The sequence below is a fragment of the Phyllobacterium trifolii genome (assembly GCF_014192095.1).
Lineage (GTDB): Bacteria > Pseudomonadota > Alphaproteobacteria > Rhizobiales > Rhizobiaceae > Phyllobacterium > Phyllobacterium trifolii.
This window is the reverse complement of the sequence record NZ_JACHXN010000031.1, coordinates 17,602-33,181: the sequence shown is the minus strand read 5'-3', so window position 1 is coordinate 33,181 and position 15,580 is coordinate 17,602. Positions and strand designations below refer to the sequence as shown.

Below are 15,580 nucleotides of genomic sequence, written 5' to 3'. Positions count from 1 at the left end.
CAAAATGAATTTTTACGGAGCGAGAGATGAGCATGGATGATTTGGCAGCACAGGGTGGCGTTGAAGGTGTGGCTGCGGCAGAGCTTCGGCAGTTCATCGAGCGCATCGAGCGTCTGGAAGAGGAAAAGACAACGCTCCAGGACGACATCAAGGAAGTGATGGCCGAGGCCAAGGGCCGCGGTTACGATACCAAGATCATCCGCACGATCGTCCGTCTGCGCAAGAAGGACGCCAACGAGCGCAAGGAAGAAGAAGCGATCCTTGAATTGTATATGAATGCGCTTGGCATGTGAGGCTAGTTTCAGAATGTTGCGTTTTGCCTGATCGTATTTAAAGCAAGCGCTCTGTCATCAGCTCGCCCAACTTGCAGAGACTTCAGTTTCGTTGCCGGTCGGCGAGCGGCGTCGGGTCGACTGCACAAGCGGGGCCGAGCACACGGACCTTGGCCGGAGGCGGGGCGTTCTAAACGGTTATTCGCGGTGGGGGCTGTTGTTGTCAGGCGGTAATTAGGGGGCCGCGTCACGGACAAGTTCGTCGATTTCCGCTGTCACATGTTCATACCCGAGGAAAAGCTCTCGCCACGCTTCAGCTCCTCCCTGGCGGCCGACGGCGATGATCATCGCTTTATGAGCGACTAGCAGAAGCTGAATTCTGTGCTCGAGGTTGGCGATGGTCTCGGCCTGTTGGGCAATCCGCATCAGAAGCAAGGACCGGGACTCCTTGTTTGCATACACGTCAGATTGCTGAAGTATGTATCGGTCCAACAAATCCCTACGCTTAACATCTCGTGTAATCGTCGATACGTTAACGCCAACTTCTCGCGCGATTGACCGGGCAGTAATTTTTTTTCTGGTCCGGATATATAATTCCAAGGCGACAGTGAGGCGCGCTTCGGTCAAGCGGCTAGACATCTTGAATGGTCTGGTCGTCGTTGTTCAGGATACAGTCCGATAGATCGCTGCCATCGGGAAAGATCTTCGCTCCAGGGGCGACGGCGATACCCTTCATGACGTTCGCGAGCTTACGGTCAATCTCCCTGAGCTGGTTCGAGCGGCCGATTGAAGTCAGGGGGCTGTTGACGACCGCGTCGCGCGCCTTCGTGAGCTTGCGTTCTATTTGTAACCAATTGGACTGATGCTCCGGATTTTCTGACTTTGCCAGATGGCAGCAACCGTTAAAGCATTCCAGATGTGTGGGACATGCGTCGATGATGAACGAATTGATGCAATAGCCATAGGGCGTGGCGTGGAACCCGTCCGCCTCTACTGCAAGAAAATCGATAGCTGCGTCCTCACCTTCAAGGCGCTGGACGCGTTTAAAATCATCCACGAGTGGTCCCGTTACGCGGCCGGACTTGATGAGTTTTAGTGCTTCTTGAGCTTTGGGAGGTGTTCTTGCCTTCACATCTTCGGGCAGTTCGATCGCGTTGAGATCCTCCGCGAGGCTACGGTGATCATAGACCCCGCTCTGGGATATGGACCGCCTGCCGAATTGCTTTGTTATGATTGCGTCCGCCAGCCCCAGGCGGAAGAGCTCGCTGTTTATCAGATGGCGGGTACCATGAGTCTTTGTAAGCGTCAGCTCCCTGTCTTCCTCGGTGCGGCCATATCGGCTGAATATGTTCATGGGACGATGCCCGAATGCACACCGGTGATCATGGGGATTGACTACCCCGATGGCAAAGTAGCTGTTCACATCCAGGATGTTTCCGTTGCGTTCTTCGGTTAGAGGTACCTTCGGCACGAGAAACAACTGTTCGTGCGGGTACAGCGAACGACCCCCGCTTAGCGCATGGGGTATGGTATCAGGGAGCTTGCGACGCATGGCTTTCCGAATCGCTTCCTCCAGTTCCCCAATCTGCGCAAATGCATCGATCCAAGTGACTGGTCCAGTCCAAGGGGATCCATCCGCATGTCTTGCCGGGAAGCTTTTGCCTCCTGATCCCGACGAACGGGTACCAAACTGGAAGAAGAAGTTAGTCAGGTATTTGCGGAATTTCTCTTCAGTCCGTTGTTGTGTGAGCGAGAGTTCGTGCAATATTGTCGGGTTGAACGTTTCGCGGTACCTCCTTTCCAGATCGGTGTTGAGGACGCCATCATACAACCTTAAGTCACCGCTTAGGCGCGGATAAATCTCCGACACCGGGACGAGATCGCCGGGAGCATACTCCGGAAGGAGCCTTCCAGTCTCTGTCTGTGCTTTCAGCCGCGCTCTGAGCGGCCCTGTTAAGCGCAGGACAAACTCCATAGTTTCTTCAATTATTTCCTCAAAAATCGTCGGCACCGGCTGTGTTGCCTCATACAGCACTCGGCTATCCTCGCGTTTCCCCCGACTCTTGGCTGCAAAATACCGGATAGAAAGTGACCTATCCATGCCGCCATACGTACTGGGCCGATTGCCGGAATACGAGATATAATTTCGTTCGATGCGCCAGTCGACGGGGATTGTACAGCTCTCACCGACCCTAAGCCCTTGGCATATTCTCAGCTTATGTTGGGCGAATCTGATGGCATCCGTAAATGTGCGGGGATGCTCAGTAAAAACAATTCGGACGGATTCCCAATAAGACCGTTCGTCAGGCAGTTTCGCCGCATTTTTGCGTTCTTCGAGCCGGTGGCGCATCTCGTCCGGCTCTCTCAGCGAGCCACCGAACGATGCAGTGTTCACTGAGCGTTTCTCGCCTGCGAGTGCGATCGGCAGAAGCGGCACACAATCACCCAAAAGATTCAAATCAAACACATGTGACACTGTAGTCTCAAGGCAAATGCGGTGGGACTTTGCCAGCCTTTTCGCGACATCAAGAGCGAAACGAACTTGTGTCGCGTTGATTTTCCACGGCTCGGTGGCTTTGCAACAAGCCATTAGTATACGTAATGGCCGAATGCGCCTGTCCGTTAGAGTTTTTGCATGATTTTTTTTGATTAACACCCAGTCGACCGCGACTGCTTTGATCAGATCATGCCATTCGGTTTCAATCTCCAGCAGGGACGGCTGAGCCGCGTTCTGATACTCACCTCTGCAATTGTGTTGCATCAACTCGATGGCGGCGGGCCAAGGACCCAACTGACGCAACTTCCCCTTAAATGTAGAAGGCTCGCCCAGCAAAATCTCAAAATCCCAGATATCCTCAGGATTAACCGTTCCAAACTCGTCGGTTCGCATATGCCAATCGAGCCCCCTTTGGAGGGCGACAGCCTTCGCCGTAGCCACAAACTGGACAAAGTTCTTGTTGCGCGCTTTAGGCATTATCCTTGATTTCATTTATAATCTGCTCCGCTGACGCAATCGTGTGTCGAAGCTGGTTGTAAGCGGCGCTACCTGCTTCTCCTTTGGAGAAATCGTAAAACGCCCTCACCACTGGACGAAGCGTTGCACAGACCTCTTCATGGATGTCGATGTCATTCACCGGCAGAAACTTGTTACATCCGTAGCACGACAGCACGGGGTGCTTGCCGCACAACACTTGCCCAAGCTGGCATGCGCCAATCCCTGCAATTGGCACACCGTGCACCACGTCGGCGATCTGGTTACTTTCCCGCATCGCCACAAGTTTGTTGGTATCCAAGAACTTTGTGCGATGGACCTTTGCGATCTCGGTATAAATTGAGGATGCCATCAGGGCGCGGTTGAGATGCTCGGCTTGCGCGGGCGAACTAGAGAAATAGACGTTACCCGTTCGAGTGTGGGAATGCATCAAGTACTCAGCTAGCTCTTCGTGGGAGGCTCCACTGTCTACCATTCGTTGTGCAGCAGTGTGTCGCAAGTCATTGGCATTGCGTTGCCGGCCAAGTATCGTCGCGCAAAGGTCCCTAATTTCACGTCCGACCTTAGTCGGAGTCAGGCCAAAATAGTGCTTGCTGCGGCTGACGTCGAGGGATTCCGAATACCGGGCGAAAAGTATTGCCCATTCACGCTTTACGCGGCGCACGGCGTAAGCGATTGTTCGATGGTCCCGTTGTTTCTCCCATTTAAATCGGATGTGAACGATGGGATGATTTTCGCTGCTTTCCCGCACTACAACGTCGTGGGTTTCGATCTTAGCGATTTGGATTGGGCGTGCTGCGAACTGGTACGAACAGAGGAGGATGCATGCAGGCCGTAATGTGTCCCATGGCAGATCGGCACGCTGACATTCGAGGCTTAGATCATCAAAATAATTGACGATTGCCAACTGTTCGAAGTCTGTGAGAAACGGTTTGCCGGAACGAACGGAGGCATAAAGGTCGGCCTTTGGATAGGAAAAGCTCGAGATGAAGGGTTTTTGCTCCGGGCTTAAGCAACCCAGACGTTTGCTGCAAAGAAAGAACAGGTATGCTTTCAACCCCTTGGCAGAAAAGTCGCCCTCTATCATCGCGGGCAATAAGAAATTGTGCCAGTAGTCTCGCAATTCCATCGGCTCAAGGCTGAATGGTGCCAACATCGCCTGGGGCCCCACGGCGGCAACCGACAGAAACAGGCTGTAGTGACCCATTGAGACAGTTGCCGGCGCATACCTTGACAGAGACCATGCAATTGAATGGCAGGCCAGGCTACGTACAGAGGTAGGAAATGCCCAGAAATTAAGTTTATGTTGTTGGCCGTTATAAATCAGCGTCCACGTATAAGGGTCAACCATGGTATTCAGCTTGCGTTGAACATTTTCGAATTTGTCGAAATAGCGAAGTTCGGCAGGTATTTGTGCTGTCTTCGACAATTGCTCCGCGGCCTCAGCTGCCGCCTTACGCAGATCAAAAGTCCACATAGTCTTGGCCCCGCAGCCGCCTCACATTGTCGTCGAATCGCTCTGACCATTTGACGTCCAAAGTCTCGAAATACGCCTTCGCATAATATCGGGGCATCTCGGACTTCTTTGACCAGCCGAAGAATCCTCGCAATCTGTCAATAGCTACATCAAGGGGGTCTCCATCTTTGACAAAGGCCGCCAGGCGATTCACTGCCGCTGTGTGCCTAAAATGGTGCGGGGTAACGCTTTTTACCCGCCGGCGGTCGGCCAAATCCTTCACGGCCTCAGGTGACAGATTGTCGGAAATCGTCTTTATAATGAGATTGATCATTGACTTGGAAATGGGTTTGCTTTTTTGCGAAGCAAAAAGGAAACTGTGGCGCTGCCGGCCACGGAAATTTGTTATGTAGGTCTCAATCTCTTGAGCCAGCTTGGATGGAACCGGTATTTGTCTTATTGACTGAACAGTCTTGATTTTTGGTTTTGATTCTCGCGTTTCGCCGACAGCGCTCGCGTCTTCATGGATGTTGATCCAATAGCGAATTTGTCCTGACTCGGGATCGCGTCCTCGCTTGAGAGACTGTAACGTTAACAGACAAACTTCGCTCCGCCGCAAACCGAGTTCCAAAAAAATGTTTACAAGGGTGCTGTTCCGGTAGGCATTGTCTCTACTACGAAAGGGATTTCTTGAGGATTTTGTATCGACGAGCTGCAATATATCTTTGACCACAAGCTTCGGCATAGCCCGCAAATCGCTAGGTTTCATTTGCCTGTTGGGTTTGCCGTCGCAATCGGTGACATCTATATCCGCGAATATCTTCGACATCGCGTTCCGGGCACCTAGCTGGGACGCAACGTGCCTCAAGTAGGCAGTTATACGTTGCCACCTTTCATTGGAGCCGGAGCCGGAATGACGTAGCTCGATAAAGATACCTTGGAGAATTGGTCTCAGGCGATCGAAATCTAAGCTCGTTATAAATGCATCGAGGCAATCAATTCCTGTTCGTTGTTCAACAGAACGATATAGAAACTCCATGTCGGCAAAGTATTTTTGCAATGTAGATTCTGCTTTACTGCTTCCATAGAGTTCTCTCCAGGCAATCGGCCAGTATCGCGGTAAGCCGTTTTTATTAAGCAGAAGGGCTCCAGCAAGGGCCTTGGGAAATTTCGATTCAGGCAGAGTATCTCGCATGACTTCCTCCATGCTGACTTCAGTCCTTGGATCTTCGGGTCTTGTGTGCCAGAAGGGCGGCGTATCGGTCGGTAGTGTTCACGTGCAACTTGCACTCGGTGCACTGTCGGAAATCGGTAGAATCTTCGATATCATCTGTCGGGGAATTGACGCACTGCCCAGTTGGCACATCTTTCGCCAGGTAAGCGTGGCCGACGTCGTCGGCGCTCATGAAACGTATATATCGTCGTAGGAGCATCAACGAAATCGAAGCAGAGCGTCGGGGCATTTTCTTCCCTCCATCGGTCCGCTCAGAGTCATACGAGGAAGGGTTTTTGTGTGCTGGGTAATCGACCTGTTTGGTCGCAAAATCGAAGCTTTGGCATCTCTTCGATTGGTTTTTTCAATTTTATCGACAAGCGAATGGAGATGCACGCGGACCAGCTAAGAATCCTATTGCCCCTTAACCGGATCATTGAGGCAGAAAAAATGGGCGTCGGTCCCGAGTCCGAGCTGATAGCACATCGAGCCTGCCGGCTAGGCCATCGGAGAGGTTCTCACTCGATCAAATGGAAATCTGTTTGGCGGATGGATTAGCAAGGCGCATTATCAATCCAGGCAACGGGGTCCGCGGTCGGTGGTAGAATGAACTCGTTCCGTCTTCTTATGCTAGCTTGCTGATCGTTATCGATCGCACCCTGATTATGTGCCGACTGATCTTATGGTCCCAAGTTGATTCGGACCAAGCTCGGCAAATGTCCGTCAGAGACCATGTATCGCCCTTTACTCTTTATTGCCTGCTTTCCGCAGGTGGCCGGAGAGGTAACCGAAATCCGGGACCATCCGTTCCATCGGCCGCGAGGAATTTGATACCTTTTTTCTCGAGTCCTCCCTGAACACGCCTCGCGGATTCAATGAGTCCATCCCCCTTTTCAACTCTATACACCGTCCGCGTGCTTACACCGCTCAGCTCTGCGAGCTTCCTTTGGCTGAGATCGAGCGCAACGCGAGCGGCGCGAAGAAGGTGAAAAGGAGGTTCCATTCTTCAGTACTGTCATGAAGAGTGCGGAAACTCCATTTATGTCAACAATTAGCGTACCATCAGATAGGTCAATCCTTCCATAGGATAGACCTAGCGTAAATTACGATAGTATGAGATCTTATGAACCGAATCACTTGCTGGAAATTTGGTCGCCCCCTCTCTGGGGCCTCAACTTGGTCGAGAATTTATTTGAACGAAAGGATTCAGCAATGCTTCTATTCGGACGTGAAAGAGGTGACACGGATATGAATGCCGTTGGACGGGAAATCCAACGATATGAGCAACTGATCGACGATTTGTGGAGGGTTACACTCGCGCCCCTCTGTAAGAGCCTGAACTCAATTGAAGCTCCCTTGCTTGACTATTGGCAGCTCGCAAGCAGAACCGTGCCCTGCCTGATGGGGCTTTCCACTGGCCACCCAAAGCTCACCGGTGAAGGCAGGCCGATCATCACGTCTGATCTAGTGCTCTTTTCAGAAAGTGCCAGTTTGGCCCGGACCCAGTCGCGCTGGTATCGGCTGGGCCGAAAAATCGACGACGGTGGACCGCTTCAGTAATTCCAGTTCTCAAGGATTCGAAATGGAAAACCGATTGTTCCGAAACTTGATGGAACGCTTGCGCCACGAGGCCTGGCGACGGTCAGTCAAGGTCGCGATCGATGCCGAGTTTGTCCAAGAGGAGGAAAAATGCATTGAAGGATTCACAGTGCGTGTCTTCCATTCCTGCACCGCTGTTCCCGAAGTGCAGATGCGCAAGTTCGAATACCTGATTAGTAGCTTCAATGCCAATCAAAATAAGTCGGTGGCTCCCCCGAATATTGACGATGGTGAAACACCAGATGGTCAAGCCTGGTCGGGCACTTGGATGGCGCCCGACACCGGAACTGAAAAACTTACCGGTCACCGCCCGGGGTCGCAGGGTCGGGATGCTCAAACTGCCAATATGTCGACAATGGTGAGGCCGAGCGCATCGCAGCCGGAATACGGTTTGACCGGTCAATACGCTTCCCTCCTTCATCGCATTCGCTGTGCGGGACGACTGCTGAGTCCAGTCGATGTCGCAACGTTGCTTCTTGTTGTCCAAGCGATCGAAAAGCTAGATCTGCCTTTCAACGATCTTCCCGCCATGCTTTCAGAACCGGGGCTGATCGCCAGCGTGTTCGGCGGCGTCGAAGGATTCGAGCGAAGTTTCATGTCGCTGCTGAAACGCGGGATTTTCGGGCCACCCTCGGTCGTGACTTTCGATGGAACCACAATAGGCAAGCGCGGCGAGTTCGTGTTCCCCAAAGAGGTCGCAAACAAGCGGGTGGTGATCACGTTCCTTGGCAGTGAAACCGATCCGAAATATGCGGAATTGGCCGACTGGCAACTTGGAAGGGCCGCAGAACTTGGCGTACCAGTCCTTGGCGTGACGGAAGAAAAAGCGCTACTACCGGAACGCATGCTGCCGGCTTCGCGCCTGTGTTTGGCGACCGGTCCAATCACGTCCTCCATTGTCCACGACACGATTGGCTTCGTATTGGGGACGCCGACACCTGAGACACTAGGCGACGGGCCTTGCGCATCGTTGACATTATCCGATCTGGCGCTGGCGATCCGCCCGGGCATTGCACCCGATCGTGCATTGGCAATCTTGAAAGAACTTGCCCTTTCCAGAGCAGGCGACGGCTCGTTGAAATCAGATTCATCGGGGACTTCGGGACCTTCGCAAATCCCGAAAACCGGACAAGTATTCACGGGCAACCACAGAAAGCCAATCCATTCCGGATCGGAGATCATTCAACCCCAGCTAGGATCAGACGCAAGCGATGCCGTTCCCACCATCGAAACCTTGGCCGGATACGGTGACGCGAAAACCTGGGCAATGAATCTGAAGGAGGACCTCGACCATTGGCAAGCAGGACAAGTTCCCTGGACTGATTTGTTGTCAAGGATTCTCCTGTGCGGACCACCGGGAACAGGAAAGACACTCTTCGCCAAGGCGTTGACCAATTCTCTTGGCGTTCCACTCTATGCGACGTCGGTCGGCATCTGGCTGGAAGCGGGACATCTCGGCGACGTGCTGGAGCGAATGCGGGCAGCGTTTGCCGAGGCAAAAGCCGCCGCGCCTTGCATTCTCTTCATCGACGAAACCGATGGCATTGGCGGCCGCCGATCCGGCGATAAGGATTCATCCGATTTTTGGAATAATGTCATTACCCGGTTGCTTGAGCTTCTCGACGGGACGGTGAAATCCACGGGCGTCATTATTGTCGGGGCGACGAACAAACCGGACGCGATCGACCCAGCCTTGCTTCGGTCGGGTCGGCTAGAAAAACAATTCGATATTTCGCTGCCCGACATTGACGCGCTCGCCGAAATCGTCCGCTTTCATTTGGCTGCCGAGGTCTCTAGTGAAACAGAAAACATCCCCGGCAAGCGTGTCAGAGGAAGCCCGAAAACCGAAAAACCGGATCACGAGAAGGAATTCATTCGGCGTCTGGCAACGATATCCAGTGGAATGACGGGGGCGGATATCGAACGAATTGTCCGCGAAGCAAGAGGGGTGGCGCGACGAGACAAGCGGCGGCTTTCGCTCGCCGATGTGGAGGCCACCATCGTCAAAAACAAACCAAAACGGAAACTGGCGTTGCAGCAGATTTCTGCCGTCCATGAAGCGGGACATGCGATTGCCTGTCACGCCTTCGGTAACAGGACGATCACCTCAATCACCCTTAATGGTAAGGATGGCAGGGCTTATGTAATAGCAAACGACAACTGCACGGAGGATGGGACCGTCCAATCGATCTGTGATGACATAGTCTCCTGCTTGGCAGGACGCGCGGCTGAGGAGGTGATCCTGGGCCATGTAGGTCGCGGGTCGGGTGGCGGCCTCGAAAGTGATTTGGCAAAGGCCACGGAAATGGCCTGTTCCCTGGAAACGTCTTATGGCTGCAATTCGGAACACCCGCTGCTTTATCTCGGCTCAATCGAGCCCTTCACTTTGCTGGCCGGTCGCCAGGACATCGCGTTTGCCGTGAACGAGCGTCTTGAAGCTTGTTACGAGATCGCCAAAGACTTGATCGGACGGAACAGGGATGCTGTGAAGGGACTGGCCGACATGCTTCTTGCGCATGAAACCCTGGAAGGCGCGATCCTGCGCAAGACGCTTGATGGTTTGGTAGTTTCCTGACGTCCGACTGTGAGGCAATCCCTGCGGACGTGGTAGTCGATTACGTTCGACGTGATGATTTTCCTCTCCGGAAGCCGGAACTGCACCATTGAAGTCGTAATTGTCTAATGCCGATCAACCCGGCCCAATTCTTTAACCACAATATCGTGGCCAATGTTCGAAGCGGCGGACCGTTGAGATTGCAAGCAGTCCTATAACAGACGGTCAGATGATGGAGGGACTGATGGCAGCCTTCGGAAGGAATCCACCTGACAGTGACCGCGCTGTGGAACTGCGCCGTGCGACAGAACTGCTTGGCGGCAACAAGGTGTTACAACACTCCCTGGAAAATATGCTTAACGTCCATGAAATGCTCCTGCAGGGACTGCCTATTTCAGCTCTGACCCATTTGATCGACAATCTTTCAGCCATCCACAAATCAGTCGTCCTGGAAAAGGTTGTCGGAATGGGTTTGCGGACGTTTCAGCGGCGCAGGGATTCGCCTTGGAAACCGCTGAACCAAGCGCAGAGTGGTCGCGCATGGAAGTTCGCCATGATCCTTGTCAAAGCGACAGCTATATTTGGATCGCAGGCTGCAGCGGAGAACTGGATGCAACAGCCAGCATCTGGCTTAAACCAACGATGTCCCATTGATCTGCTGGCCACTGTAGCAGGCGTAGAGATCGTCGAAGGATTCCTCGAGCGGCTGCAATATGATGTGTACGCCTGACCCGGGCTGCCGGTTCACGTAAATTGCTCCGATGCTGTGGAGTTATAATAATCCATCGCACGCGCTGATACGTCATTTTTGACCGGGTCGGACATGGGCGGCGGTATAGCGCAAGACCGAGCGGCAGGACGAAGACAGGTCCGCCTCGCGCACGTCGAGCGGACGACGCGATCGAGTCGCCGAAAAATCTCAAAGGGGTCCCTTCATCAACACCCTGCAAGCGGAAGACAAGGCCAAATCTTAGGTGACAAAACGCTGTTTGATCGTAAGCGGTGTCCCGGTCGCACCTTGCTTTAGGCCGTTTCGAAGATTGCCCCCATGACGGGAGGGCCTGCTTCGCGCCAAAGTCCCCGTGGCGTCGATCGCGATCAGAGACCGGTTTGGGGCCGGCAGCGGACCATCCGGTTTTGGGATCGAACTCTACGGAAAGCGACGTTCGGCCGCGTGCCCGAAATCGGCCTTCGTGATGAAGATAGCCAACGGCTGAGGTCAGCCATGTGAATCGGGACCTGTCCGAGTTCAGGATGAGGTTGATCGACTGATCTGGGGAGAAAACCGTTTCAGACTTCGTCAGATATCTTCGGCCTCGTTTGCGCAGATGGCCAACGAGTCATCATATTATCACCCACGTAGACAAAAGACCGCCGAGGTTTTTTAGCACTCCTATCATTCGAGTGCCAATGAGGGTATGAAGGCATGTGAGCCACATTGTCTGGCTGCAGAAAGAGTTCCCCATGAAATTCCGGCCACTTCACGACCGCGTTGTCATTCGACGCGCTGAAGGCGATATCAAATCCAAGGGCGGGATCATTATTCCCGACACTGCCAAGGAAAAGCCGCAGGAAGGCACAGTAATTGCGGTGGGACCGGGAGCCCGTGATGAAAGCGGCGCCCTGATCGCACTCGATGTCAAGGCAGGCGATGCCGTTCTGTTCGGCAAATGGTCCGGTGCCGAAGTCAAGATTGACGGCGACGATCTCCTGATCATGAAGGAGACGGACATCATGGGCATCGTCGAGACCCTGTAGGCGGAACGAAGAATGCCCTTACGGGCAATTGCCGCACTTCTCAATTTCAAGAACGAACTGGACGAACAAGCATGTCTGCCAAAGAAATCAAATTTTCCACCGACGCCCGCGACCGGATCCTTAGTGGCGTCGAGATACTGAACAACGCCGTCAAGGTGACGCTTGGCCCAAAGGGACGCAATGTCATCATTGACCGCTCTTTTGGTGCGCCGCGCATTACCAAAGACGGCGTAACTGTCGCCAAGGAAATCGAGCTTGCCGACAAGTTCGAGAACATGGGCGCACAGATGATCCGCGAAGTCGCGTCAAAGACAAATGATCTCGCCGGTGACGGAACCACCACAGCGACGGTGTTGGCCGCCTCCATTTTGCGTGAGGGTGCAAAGCTAGTTGCGGCCGGATTGAACCCCATGGATCTAAAGCGAGGCATCGATCTTGCCGTGGCTGCTGTTGTCACCGACATTCAGGCGCGGGCGAAGAAGGTCAAAACTTCGGAAGAGATTGCTCAGGTCGGAACAATCGCCGCCAATGGCGATGCCACTGTTGGTGAGATGATTGCCAAGGCCATGAAGAAGGTCGGCAATGAGGGTGTTATTACCGTTGAAGAGGCAAAGACCGCCGACACCGAACTCGAAGTTGTCGAAGGGATGCAGTTCGATCGCGGTTATCTCTCGCCCTATTTTGTTACCAATGCCGAAAAGATGCGGGTCGAACTGGAGGACGCCTATATTCTCCTTCACGAAAAGAAGCTCGGCAATCTGCAGGCGTTGCTGCCGATCCTCGAAGCGGTGGTACAGAGCGGCAAACCGCTTTTGATTATCTCCGAGGATGTTGAAGGCGAAGCTTTGGCGACCCTTGTCGTGAACAAGTTGCGCGGAGGTCTCAAAGTCGCAGCGGTCAAGGCTCCGGGGTTTGGTGATCGTCGCAAGGCGATGCTGGAGGACATTGCGATCCTTACCGGTGGTCAGCTGATCTCCGAAGATCTAGGCATCAAGCTTGAGAATGTCACGATCGACATGCTCGGACGGGCAAAACGCCTCCTCATCGACAAGGAAGCCACCACGATCGTCGAGGGTGCAGGCGACAAGGCCGCCATCGCAGCGCGGGTCCAACAGATCAAAGCGCAGATCGAGGAAACCACTTCAGACTATGACAAGGAAAAGCTGCAGGAGCGACTGGCAAAACTTGCCGGTGGTGTTGCCGTGATCCGTGTGGGTGGTGCAACCGAAACCGAGGTCAAGGAAAAGAAGGACCGTATTGACGATGCGCTGAACGCCACGCGTGCTGCGGTGGAAGAGGGCGTTGTTCCAGGCGGCGGTGTCGCGCTGTTGCGTGCCAAGGCATCATTGGCTGCCCTTACCGGAGCAAATGCCGACGTGACCGCCGGTATTTCGATTGTACTGCAAGCGCTTGAAGCGCCCATCCGACAGATAGCCGAAAATTCTGGTGTCGAAGGTTCGATCGTTGTCGGCAAACTTTTGGACAGCAAGAAACCCAATCAGGGGTTCAACGCGCAGACCGAACTTTATGTCGATATGATTGAGGCTGGCATCGTCGATCCGGCTAAAGTAGTCCGCACAGCCCTTCAGGATGCCGGCTCGATTGCCGGGCTTTTGATCACAGCGGAAGCCATGATCGCCGATATTTCTCCATCGGAAGCACTCGGAATGAATGACGCAAGAAGTACCGGATACTAAATCCCAGTTCTCCCGGTATCATGACATCGCGTCAAATCTTTTGGCGCGATGTTTGCCCACTACAAACATCGGGATTGAATTTCCTCGAAGCTCGAATAAAGCGGTTTAGTCTAGGAGTGAGCCTTCCTCATGGTGCTACGACAGAGCCAAGAATTCGTCCGATTTGGGGTGCGTTCATAGCGTCGAAAACTCGGCACTAGAGGCGCCGACGGCATTTTGCGGCAGCGACGATCGCGCCATCCATTCCGCCGAGAAAAGACACAGCGGTATCGATCAAGGTCCATCATGGTTCCTGCATTCGTATGCGGCGGCACGCCGGGTACGCACGTTAGCCGCAGGCTATGCACGATCGAAGGTAAAGGAGGTGAGCAGAGTGGTGACGAAGTTACTCGCTTTTTCTTTGACCAGCACCTCTGTCCATTCGTTTGTCCCTCGCAGCATGAGACCCGAGTAAATGCTGTCGACCGCTGCCTCCTCGATGCGCTTTATATGCGACTTGAACACAGCTTCATCGCCCGTTTTGTACATATCCCGCACGACCATCCGTAGGATTTCCTGAATGGCAATCTGCCAGGCCGTGTTGATCGCCTGGAGCTCATTGCTCTGCTCTGTCATTCAAATCTCCGAATATGCGCCGGCTGGCCGCGAGCAATGTTATCCGGCTCGGAGGCTTCCGACAGTTCGTGAACATAAAAAAAGGCCAGGCAGATGCCTGACCCACTTGGTTAACTTACCTTCCACAGTACCAGTATACCCGTGGCCAAGGGAAAGCGGTTACCGATTATACAGCCTGCAGATTACAGGCGGACATTTTACCCGACTTACTGTCGCGCTCCAGCTCGTAGCCGATCTTCTGGCCCTCGACAATTTCACGCATACCGGCGCGCTCGACCGCAGAGATATGAACGAACGCATCGGTGCCGCCGTCGTCAGGCTGGATAAAGCCGAAGCCTTTGGTGGAATTGAACCATTTAACTGTGCCAGTGGTCATAACAAACCCTTTCATAACAATTGCAACGACCGCCAACATAAGCTTGGCGGATGATGATCTCGATTTTTGAAGGAAGTTCGTCCAGGGCACGTTGCCAGCGCGCGATAACAAAAGTCAAACTAGCAAATATCGACACTACATATGTACCCCTCCACATACCAAGATGTCAATGCGGTGCGCCGACCGGTCGCGGTGTCGCTGTCAGCATCATAAGGTTGGGGGGATGGTCGCCTTCTCCCGCGCACAACGGTCGCGAAGAAGCGCGCATCGTTCAAGGCGAACCGATGCTTCGCTTTTGCATCTTTGTCGTCCCAAGATTTTCAGGAGGGCGCTTGCAGGGTCGGTGCACTGAATTTGCAGGCGAGCAGGGCAGGACAGGACAGGTGAAAATATTCGTTCTACGCAAGAGTTTGCGCCATTCCACGCTTGCGGCCGTGGTCGCTCGATACCGTGCTTTGGTCCACGATTTATTTTCTTCGGATCGATTTGAGAGCGCACGCGTTGGAAAGCAACCTGCGATGAGATGGACAGCCGCTACGAAAGGGACTTCGTATGAAGGAAAACTCGATCACAGTCCTCATTGTAGAAGACGAGGTAATCGTCCGCATGGATATCGCCCACGCTTTGGAAGCCGCCGGCTTTAGCGTGTTGGAAGCGGGAGATGCCGACGAGGCAATCGCTATCCTGAGTGAACGCGATGACATCCAGGTGCTGTTCACCGATATCGACATGCCCGGAAGCATGGATGGACTGAAACTCGCGGCCGCGGTGCGGGACAGGTGGCCACCCATAAAGATCATCGTTACCTCGGGACATAGGGAGATGTCCGACGACACACTTCCGGTCGAGGGCCGATTTTTCGGAAAGCCTTACCACCACAAACACATCATAAAGGCCGTACGAGAGATGGGAATGATGAATTAATGGAGGTGGCTGTATAGCGACTTGAGGGTCGTGTGAATGCGGATGCCGTCGATCGCGATGTTGACGATGGTCAATGTGGAATATAAAGCGGAAGCGTTTGCAGCAGCCGTCTGGCGTCTCCCCT

The 15,580-nt window shown here is 53.6% G+C and carries 14 protein-coding genes; 7 read left to right on the top strand and 7 right to left on the bottom strand.

Annotation, left to right across the window (positions count from 1 at the left end; genetic code table 11):
• Positions 1-26 precede the first annotated feature (26 nt).
• Positions 27-293, top strand: coding sequence for a DUF2312 domain-containing protein (locus tag FHS21_RS27700; RefSeq protein ID WP_376772227.1), 267 nt, complete (start codon positions 27-29; stop codon positions 291-293).
• Between the two features lie 213 nt (positions 294-506).
• Here FHS21_RS27700 and FHS21_RS27695 read toward each other — a convergent pair whose 3' ends face one another.
• The 5 genes from FHS21_RS27695 to FHS21_RS31725 all read right to left on the bottom strand — a co-directional run bounded on the left by FHS21_RS27695 (position 507) and on the right by FHS21_RS31725 (position 6,936).
• Positions 507-707 (bottom strand): hypothetical protein, encoded by a 201-nt coding sequence (locus FHS21_RS27695; RefSeq protein WP_183665160.1) that lies wholly within the window; start codon positions 705-707, stop codon positions 507-509.
• Between the two features lie 196 nt (positions 708-903).
• Positions 904-3,261, bottom strand: coding sequence for a hypothetical protein (locus tag FHS21_RS27690; RefSeq protein WP_183665158.1), 2,358 nt, complete (start codon positions 3,259-3,261; stop codon positions 904-906).
• On the bottom strand, positions 3,239-4,741 hold the full coding sequence (locus FHS21_RS27685; RefSeq protein ID WP_183665156.1) for a site-specific integrase: 1,503 nt from the start codon (positions 4,739-4,741) through the stop codon (positions 3,239-3,241). Before FHS21_RS27685 ends, FHS21_RS27690 begins: the two co-directional genes overlap by 23 nt.
• The gene (locus FHS21_RS27680; RefSeq protein ID WP_183665154.1) at positions 4,728-5,915 is read right to left on the bottom strand and encodes a tyrosine-type recombinase/integrase; all 1,188 of its coding nucleotides are present in this window, start codon (positions 5,913-5,915) and stop codon (positions 4,728-4,730) included. The genes FHS21_RS27685 and FHS21_RS27680 overlap by 14 nt, the downstream gene beginning before the upstream one ends.
• A 769-nt stretch (positions 5,916-6,684) precedes the next feature.
• On the bottom strand, positions 6,685-6,936 hold the full coding sequence (locus FHS21_RS31725) for a helix-turn-helix transcriptional regulator (protein ID WP_183665150.1): 252 nt from the start codon (positions 6,934-6,936) through the stop codon (positions 6,685-6,687).
• Between the two features lie 173 nt (positions 6,937-7,109).
• Here FHS21_RS31725 and FHS21_RS27665 point away from each other — a divergent pair, with 173 nt between their 5' ends.
• From FHS21_RS27665 to groL, 5 genes are all read left to right on the top strand, one after another.
• A complete protein-coding gene (locus tag FHS21_RS27665) occupies positions 7,110-7,493 on the top strand; it encodes a DUF6634 family protein (RefSeq protein ID WP_183665148.1) in 384 nt (127 codons plus the stop codon).
• Between the two features lie 22 nt (positions 7,494-7,515).
• Complete coding sequence (locus FHS21_RS27660) at positions 7,516-10,107, top strand: AAA family ATPase (protein WP_183665146.1); 2,592 nt, start codon at positions 7,516-7,518, stop codon at positions 10,105-10,107.
• Positions 10,108-10,330: 223 nt separating this feature from the next.
• Entirely contained in the window at positions 10,331-10,816 is a 486-nt protein-coding gene (gene parS, locus FHS21_RS27655) for a type II RES/Xre toxin-antitoxin system antitoxin (protein ID WP_183665144.1), read from the top strand.
• Positions 10,817-11,550: 734 nt separating this feature from the next.
• Positions 11,551-11,844, top strand: coding sequence for a co-chaperone GroES (locus tag FHS21_RS27650; protein ID WP_183665142.1), 294 nt, complete (start codon positions 11,551-11,553; stop codon positions 11,842-11,844).
• 71 nt (positions 11,845-11,915) lie between these two features.
• Positions 11,916-13,541 (top strand): chaperonin GroEL, encoded by a 1,626-nt coding sequence (groL, locus tag FHS21_RS27645; RefSeq protein WP_183665140.1) that lies wholly within the window; start codon positions 11,916-11,918, stop codon positions 13,539-13,541.
• A 339-nt stretch (positions 13,542-13,880) separates the two neighbouring features.
• On the opposite strand, the gene FHS21_RS27640 is transcribed toward groL, so the two are convergent.
• Positions 13,881-14,156, bottom strand: a complete 276-nt coding sequence (locus tag FHS21_RS27640; protein ID WP_114432726.1) for a hypothetical protein — start codon at positions 14,154-14,156, stop codon at positions 13,881-13,883.
• A 166-nt stretch (positions 14,157-14,322) separates the two neighbouring features.
• The gene (locus FHS21_RS27635; protein ID WP_183665138.1) at positions 14,323-14,532 is read right to left on the bottom strand and encodes a cold-shock protein; all 210 of its coding nucleotides are present in this window, start codon (positions 14,530-14,532) and stop codon (positions 14,323-14,325) included.
• A 552-nt stretch (positions 14,533-15,084) separates the two neighbouring features.
• On the opposite strand from FHS21_RS27635, the gene FHS21_RS27630 reads away from it, so the two are divergent.
• Positions 15,085-15,456 carry a response regulator gene (locus tag FHS21_RS27630; RefSeq protein ID WP_183665136.1) on the top strand — a complete coding sequence of 124 codons (372 nt, stop codon included), beginning with the start codon at positions 15,085-15,087 and terminating at the stop codon, positions 15,454-15,456.
• Positions 15,457-15,580 lie beyond the last annotated feature (124 nt).